This window comes from Slackia sp. (genome assembly GCF_977041755.1).
In genome coordinates, this window is sequence record NZ_CDRRGL010000098.1 from 1 (window position 1) to 7,126 (window position 7,126).

A 7,126-nucleotide genomic window follows, 5' to 3' on the forward strand; every position below is an offset into this window, starting at 1 on the left:
CCGAAGCCACCGACCCCGACGTGCGCCCCACCATCATCGCCATCATGAACGAAACGTATTCCGACATTTCGACGTATCCGCAGCTGGCGGAAAGCTACGACGGCTCCATTCCCTTCTCGACGTACGAGGGAACCGTTGCCACGGGCGACGTCTATGTGTCGGCGATGGGCGGCGGCACGTGCAACAGCGAGTTCGAATTCCTCACGGGATCGAGCATGGGCCTTTTGGGGCCGGGCGTGTACCCCTATATGCTCTATAACCTTGATGGCGTTGACAACTTGGCATCGTATTTAAAATCGATCGGCTATGCCACAAGCGCCATTCACCCCGCCGACGCGCAGAACTGGCGCCGCGATCGCGTGTACGAGCAGCTCGGCTTCGACGAATTCTTCGACATCACAAGCTTCGATGGCGCCGAATATTTCCGCGACATGGTATCGGATGATGCGACCTACAACAAAATCCTGCAAATCATGGATGAAGGCGAAGGGCCGCAGTTCATCTTCGACGTGACCATCGCCAACCACGGCGGCTATGACACGGGAACGATTGCGGAAGAAGACATGATGCGCATCGACATGGACGGCGAGGAATCGGCCGAGGTCAATGAATACGTGACGGCAATCGCGCGCGCCGATGCCGATTTGGCGGCATTTCTGGCGAAGCTTGCCCAGCGCGAAGAGCCCATTGTGGTCGTGCTGTTCGGCGACCACCAGCCAGGATTCGTCGAGCAACTCGCACCTATGGGCGATTCCGACGAAGAGCCCACCGTCGACGATGCGCAGCAGCGCTACGTGACCCCTTACATGCTGTGGACGAACGACGAGCAACTTTCGCGCCATGTGCGGCACGGCGGCGACACGAGCCTGAACTATCTGGCAGCCACTACCCTGAAAGCGGCCGGTTTGCCGCTCAACGAGTACTTCGCATTCCTTTATGCCACGAAGCAATCGCTGCCGGCGATTAACCTGAACGGCTATATGGACGCGGAAGGCGTATGGCATTGGAACGACGATGCCGACAGCTCTTCTGCCGAAGCGGTTGCCGATTTGGCAATCGTGCAGCACCAAAACCTCTTCGACAACAAACAGTAGCACGAGCAGCAACACGAACAAGGGCTCCCTAGTTGGGAGCCCTTTTGCTTGCAACGATGGCCGCGTTCGCGCAGGGTCGGAATATATAAAAGCCCCAGCAAAAGCCCCTTCCACGGAATCGAAAGGTGGCACCTTGCGCGCTCCAAACGCAAAACAAGCCGCTCCGAAGAGCGGCTTGCGGGCGACAGAGTGAACTGCCTGAGGTTATTTCTTCAGGTCGTCGAGGCTTGCGGCCTTGCCACCGTAAAGGGCCATGGCCTCAAAGTGGATCTTGGCGACGCCAACGAGGTCGGTGCCGTTTTCCTCGTTGTAGTTGTCGAGGTAGGGCTGGTGCTGGAAGTAGTTCGCGTCGAGGCTGCCGTCAGACAGGGCGACGTTGGGCTGCACGTAGTCGGTGAATTCAACGACCTCGAGCGTCCAACCCTTAGCAGCGAGCAGGTCTTTCGCAGCATTCAGAATCTCGGCGTGAGGCGTGGGCGAAGCGCCAACCTTGATGGTGGTGTCGTCGCCGGTGGCCTGCGGAATGTCGTCAACGACGGTGAACACGGGCACGACGGTGCCAGAATAGGTGCTCGTAATGAAGTCGGAAACCTTCTGGCTCTGCAACGCAGCGAGCAAAGCTTCGGTCTTGGCAGACTTCTCGTCGCCGGAGCGAACGGCAACGACGTTACCGTATTCCTGAGCTGCCTGGGAGTCGGCACCCTCAGCAGCGAATGCGGTCGACGGGTCAAGGCCCGCGCCCAGGGCGTAGTTGCCGTTGATCACCGCAGCGTCAACATCGGAAAGCGTGCGGGGAACGCTCGCGGCTTCCGTTTCGACGAACTGGATGTTATAGGGGTTTTCTTTGATGTCGTTGGTGGTAGCCGTAAGGCCCGCGCCGTCGTTGAGCGTGAGCAAGCCCTCGTCCTGCAGCAGCAGAAGCGCGCGAGCCTCGTTGGTAGCATCGGACGGAACGGCAATTTGATGCTGCGAGGACGAAGACCCGCAGCCGGCGAGTGCCACGGCGAGCACGCCCGTGGCGGCGGCGCATGCAGCGATGCGCACAACGTTTTTCAGGTTCATAGCGAAACCCTTTCCTTCTTGCGAGCCAAACGGCTCGCACCTTCGAAGCGCCTGGGCGCTTCCCTTCCCTATTCAAATTCCCTAAAGGAAATGAACGCAATATGGGTGCACGAACCCAAGGCCAGCATGTGACCTGGGGAAACTATGCGAAAAAATGATTAGCGAACGCGGTGGTCGATCTTGCGGGCGATGGCCGAGCAAATGCTCTGCGCGATTTGCACGATGATTACGCACAGCACGATGGCCACGACCATGACGTCGTCTTGATAGCGCTGGTAGCCATAGCGAATGGCGATGTCGCCAATGCCGCCCGCGCCCACCGTGCCGGCCATGGCCACGAAGCCGAACAGCGTGATGAACGTGATGGACAGGCCACGCACCAAAGACGGCATGCTTTCGGGCAGAAGCACCTTGCTGATGATTTGCCAGGTGCTCGCGCCAAAGCTTTGCGCAGCTTCGACGAGGCCGCCGTCGATTTCGGCGAGGCTTTGCTCGACCATGCGCGCAACGAAGGGCGCAGCCGACACGGTGAGCGGCACGATAGCCGCGCCCACGCCAAGCGAAGTGCCTACGATGGCGCGCGTGAACGGGATCATGAACACGATAAGGATGATGAACGGAATGGAGCGCATGATGTTCACTATCCAACCAAGCACGCTGTTGAAGATGCGGTGCGGATGCAGGCCGCCCGGCTCGGTCAAAACGAGCAGAACGCCCACAGGGATGCCAATGACGTACGCGAACAACGTCGAGAGCACGGTCATGACGATGGCGTCCCACGTGCCCTGAGCCATAAGGGCGCCATACTGAGCGATGAATGCGTTGATCGCCTCCATTAGTTGCCCCCTTTCGCGCACGCGAAGCCCTGGTCGGCTTCAATGAGCAGGCGCGTTGCGGCGCTCTGCGGATTGCCGAACACATCGGCGGTTTTGCCTTGCTCGGCAATGCTACCGGCCTCAATGACGGCCACCTTGTTACAAATTTGCTCGGCAACCGAAAGGGAGTGCGTGATAACGACCATGGTGACGCCAAGCTCTTTGTTGATATCGCGCAGAAGGCCTAGGATTGAGTGCGTCGTAAGCGTGTCGAGCGCGCTCGTGGCTTCGTCGCACAGCATAATCTTCGGGTTCGAAGCAAGGGCGCGCGCAATGGCGACGCGCTGCTGCTGGCCGCCCGAAAGCTGGCTGGGGTAATTGTTCGCCTTGCCGGAAAGCCCCACGAGTTCGAGCAGTTCGAGCGCACGAGCTTCGGCCTGCTTCTTCGGCGTGCCATGCAGTTCGAGCGGGAACGTGACATTGCGCAGCACCGTGCGCTGGGCGAACAGGCTGAAATTCTGGAAGATCATGCCAATGGACTGGCGCAAATCGATGAGCTGCTTGCCAGAATAGTCGGTCACATCGGCGCCATCGATGAGCACGCGGCCCGCCGTGGGACGCTCGAGCAGGTTGATGCAGCGAACGAGCGTCGACTTGCCCGCGCCCGACTGGCCGATGATGCCGAACACGTCGCCCGGCTCAACATGCAAGTTGATATCGCGCAGCGCCTCGTGCGCACCGGCCGAGCCGACATAGGTTTTCGAAAGGTGGTCTAAAACAATCATGATGCCTCAATAAAGAGATAGAAAATGGAGCAGTTCCGCAAGATATGCGCGGCTGGGCCGCGGGCGTTACGCCTGAGTGTCAGCGCACGAACGCAGGCACCCAGGCTTGGGCATCTCGCATGCGTTCATGGCCATGATATGTGCGGAAATCGTATTCATAGCTGCCTATACTACCTGATGGATTGAGGGCGTCAATAAAAATCACCCGCTTTTTCGACGGGCGATTCTTGGAATAATCGATGATTCGCTATCTGTTTTGTAGATAGCCCATATAACTGCAGTTGAGAACGCTATTTTAAGACCGGCTTCGAGGACGGGTACAGCTCGTCGTAGCGCTCAAGGTAGGGGTTGTTGCCGCCTACGTAGTTCGCCGACAGCGCCGCAAGAATCTCATCTTGGTGTTCCGAGGGAACCTCGTACTGCACGCTTACCGCCCACGCGTCGGTCAACGACGTAATGCGGCCGATCTGGCAATCGTAGAGCTCAATCAGGTTGGCGGCATCGGCCGCGTACGGCGAGCTGTTGGAAACCTTCAGGTTCTCAATTTCGGCTTTGGCGGCCTCAAGGTCGCTCTTCACCTTTTCGGCTGTCGCCTGCGACGCCTGACGCTTGTTCATATCACGCGCAATATACCAGCTGTTGAAATCGTCAACGCAGCTCACGATTCGATTGCTGTAGCCATCAAGCGCCGAATACTCGCTCGACAGCGTTTGGAAAATTTGCTCCTCGCTCGGCGTCGACTGCTCGCGTGCAAGCGCCTCGGCAGAAGCCTTCGCGGCATCGTCATCTGCCTTGGTTTCGGGTTTCTCGTTTTCCTCGGAAGAGGCCGCCGGAGCCTCCTGCTGTGTTTGGGACTGCTGTTGGGAAGCATCTTGGCCCGCTTGCCCGCCGAAGCGAACATAGGCAAGCACGCATGCCGCAATTACGAGAACCGCGATCACGCAACACAGGGCGATGAAAATGCGCTTGCGTTTTCGCGCCTTCAAATCGGGCCTGTCAAGGCCGAAATGCTTAGGCTGCGCATCGCTCGGCAGCACGAGCGTATCGGTTCCGTCAAAGCTGATAGGGCCAGGCTTGGCAGCAGCCGCCTGAGCCTCACGAGGAATCACGGGCACCGCTTCGTGCTCGTCGTCGAAATCGAATACGACAGCCGGCTTGGGCGCGGCATCGGAAGGCTCCTCGCTGGAAGGAGCAGGTTTGGACGCGTCGGCGTCGACAGGCTCGGCCGCATCGGCCTCGGCATCAACTTCGCCTTCCGCATGGTCGCGCTCGGAATCGGTGCCGCACGCAGGCTGCTCGCCAGATGCATCGTCCGATTCACCATGTACAACGCCTTCGGTCGCCGCGTCGTCCTTGAGCGTTTCCGCATCCGCTTCGCCGCCAGCCACTTCAGCCCGCAATGCGTCCGAAGGCTCGTCATCTTCCGCAACCTCAATCGCCTCATCAGCGAGAGCTTCTTCTGATTTGCAAGCCTCTTCAGATTCAGAGGCATCGGTCGCATCGGCAGCATCAACCTCAGACGCCTCAGAAGAAGCCTCAGTCTCAACCTCTTCATCGGCATTGAACGAATCCGCAGCGTCGGCGGAGCCTGCTTGTCCAGTTGCCGCGGAACGCGCCTCGGCGTCATGATCGCTTACATTCTCGGAAGCGCCCGAAGCGCCGCGATCGGCCGCCGGCCCGCAGGCATCTCCCACCTCGGGCACGGCGATGATCTCAGGGGCTTCGACGACCTCGGGAATCTCGAGGGAAGTCGTCTTCGCTCCGCCGAAATGCGCCGCAGAAGCGCTGGCCAGGCTAGGCTTAGCATGCGTGGGTTCGTCGTCGCCCGGCAAGTTATCGCGAAGCTTGAGCGCCTCGAGGGTACCCAAGTCGAGCTTGGTGGTTTTGCTAGCGGGAATGGGATTGCCACCCACGATGTCGAGCCCGCGCATGGGATCGCTGTCGCCTTTGCCGGTGACCCTCACGCTCTCGAGCACGCGCGCGCCACACTCAGCGCAATAGCGCGCGCCCGGCTCGAGCGGCTCGCCGCACCACGAACAGTACTTCGCCATGGCCTACATGCCTTCCCCGTAGCCGAAACGACGAATCTGGTTCAAGTCGCGACGCCAGTTCTTCTTCACCTTCACCTGCATGTCGAGGAATACCTTGCAGCCGAGCATTTGCTCAAGGTCGTGACGGGCTTCGATGCCGACCTTCTTGATGGCCTCGCCACCCTTGCCGATGATGATGCCCTTCTGACTGTCGCGCTCGACGTAGACGTTCGCGAAAATGCGATACATGTCTTTCTTGCGGTCGTAAGTCATTTGATCGGCCACAACGCCGATGGAGTGAGGAACCTCGTCACGATAGCTGCGCAGGATTTTCTCGCGAATGAACTCAGCAACGAGCACCTCGAAGGGCTGGTCGGTGTCCATGTCTTCGGGAAACCACTTCGGGCCTTCAGGCAGCCATTTCGCAACGGCCTGTACGAAACCTTCAACGTTGAAGCCGTTCTTGGAAGAAAGCACCACTTCATCGTCCCAGGTGCCCAAAGCGCGAGCCGCCTCGAGCTGCTGGATGGCGGTTTCTTTGCTCACGAGGTCGGCCTTGGTAATCACGAGAATCTTGCGAGCGCCGCGCACTTCGCGCACCTGACGGGCAACCCACTCGTCACCCGTGCCAACCGGCTTGCTCGCGTCGACGAGGAACGCCACCACGTCGACATCTTCCATGGCCTTAATGGCAGAGGTGTTGAGTTCCTCGCCCAGCGCGTCGTGAGGCTTGTGCATGCCCGGCGTGTCGACCATGATCATTTGCATGTCTTCACGAGTGACGATAGCGCGGAAGCGGTGGCGGGTGGTTTGCGCGGTGTTCGAGGTAATGGCAACCTTATGCCCCACCACGGCGTTGATAAGGGTAGATTTGCCAGCGTTCGGGCGACCTACCAAGGTGACGAATCCACTGCGGAATTCTTCGGTCATGAATGACTCTCTTTCTCTCATCGACGAACAGCTCAGTTCGCGGCTTTGTGGTTATGCGTATTGTACTGGGGAATATTCGCGTTGGGTATACCTTCCGCAACAAGTTCTGACTCGCACGAAAGCCACATTAAGTGGCTTTCGGCTCGTGCGCAAAAGTTGCTCCAGGCATGCCCAACGCGAATATTCTATGCCTCGGCAAAAATAAGAAAATGCGAGAGCCTATCCACGATGGTTCCAATGACACCTCGCTCGCTGCGCGGCGGTTTGGCGAGAGCCGTCCGCACGAGCCGAACAGCCCAGTGGGCTGTTCGTGCGAACTCAGGTATCTGCTCTCGACGAATTGTCGCACAGCGAGCCATCGGCTTTCAGTCGATAAAGCCAGAGCAAGAAGGGCTAACGAGTTTCGGCGG

General features: G+C 59.0%; 6 protein-coding genes. 1 reads left to right on the top strand and 5 read right to left on the bottom strand.

The features are described from left to right. Nucleotides 1–1,094, top strand: a 1,094-nt coding sequence (locus ACWI8T_RS07275; protein WP_449138462.1) for an LTA synthase family protein, incomplete at its 5' end; no start/stop codon positions are given. Between the two features lie 204 nt (nucleotides 1,095–1,298). On the opposite strand, the gene ACWI8T_RS07280 is transcribed toward ACWI8T_RS07275, so the two are convergent. The 5 genes from ACWI8T_RS07280 to era form a co-directional block, all read right to left on the bottom strand. Next, nucleotides 1,299–2,156: a MetQ/NlpA family ABC transporter substrate-binding protein gene (locus ACWI8T_RS07280; protein ID WP_287538624.1), complete on the bottom strand. Its 858-nt coding sequence runs from the start codon at nucleotides 2,154–2,156 to the stop codon at nucleotides 1,299–1,301. A 158-nt stretch (nucleotides 2,157–2,314) separates the two neighbouring features. Continuing rightward, the gene (locus ACWI8T_RS07285) at nucleotides 2,315–2,992 is read right to left on the bottom strand and encodes a methionine ABC transporter permease (protein WP_281667948.1); all 678 of its coding nucleotides are present in this window, start codon (nucleotides 2,990–2,992) and stop codon (nucleotides 2,315–2,317) included. Continuing rightward, nucleotides 2,992–3,756: a methionine ABC transporter ATP-binding protein gene (locus ACWI8T_RS07290; protein ID WP_302853413.1), complete on the bottom strand. Its 765-nt coding sequence runs from the start codon at nucleotides 3,754–3,756 to the stop codon at nucleotides 2,992–2,994. Before ACWI8T_RS07290 ends, ACWI8T_RS07285 begins: the two co-directional genes overlap by 1 nt. Nucleotides 3,757–4,046: 290 nt before the next feature. Next, nucleotides 4,047–5,807: a zinc-ribbon domain-containing protein gene (locus ACWI8T_RS07295; RefSeq protein WP_449138463.1), complete on the bottom strand. Its 1,761-nt coding sequence runs from the start codon at nucleotides 5,805–5,807 to the stop codon at nucleotides 4,047–4,049. A 3-nt stretch (nucleotides 5,808–5,810) separates the two neighbouring features. Further along, the gene (gene era, locus ACWI8T_RS07300; RefSeq protein WP_449138464.1) at nucleotides 5,811–6,716 is read right to left on the bottom strand and encodes a GTPase Era; all 906 of its coding nucleotides are present in this window, start codon (nucleotides 6,714–6,716) and stop codon (nucleotides 5,811–5,813) included. Nucleotides 6,717–7,126 lie beyond the last annotated feature (410 nt).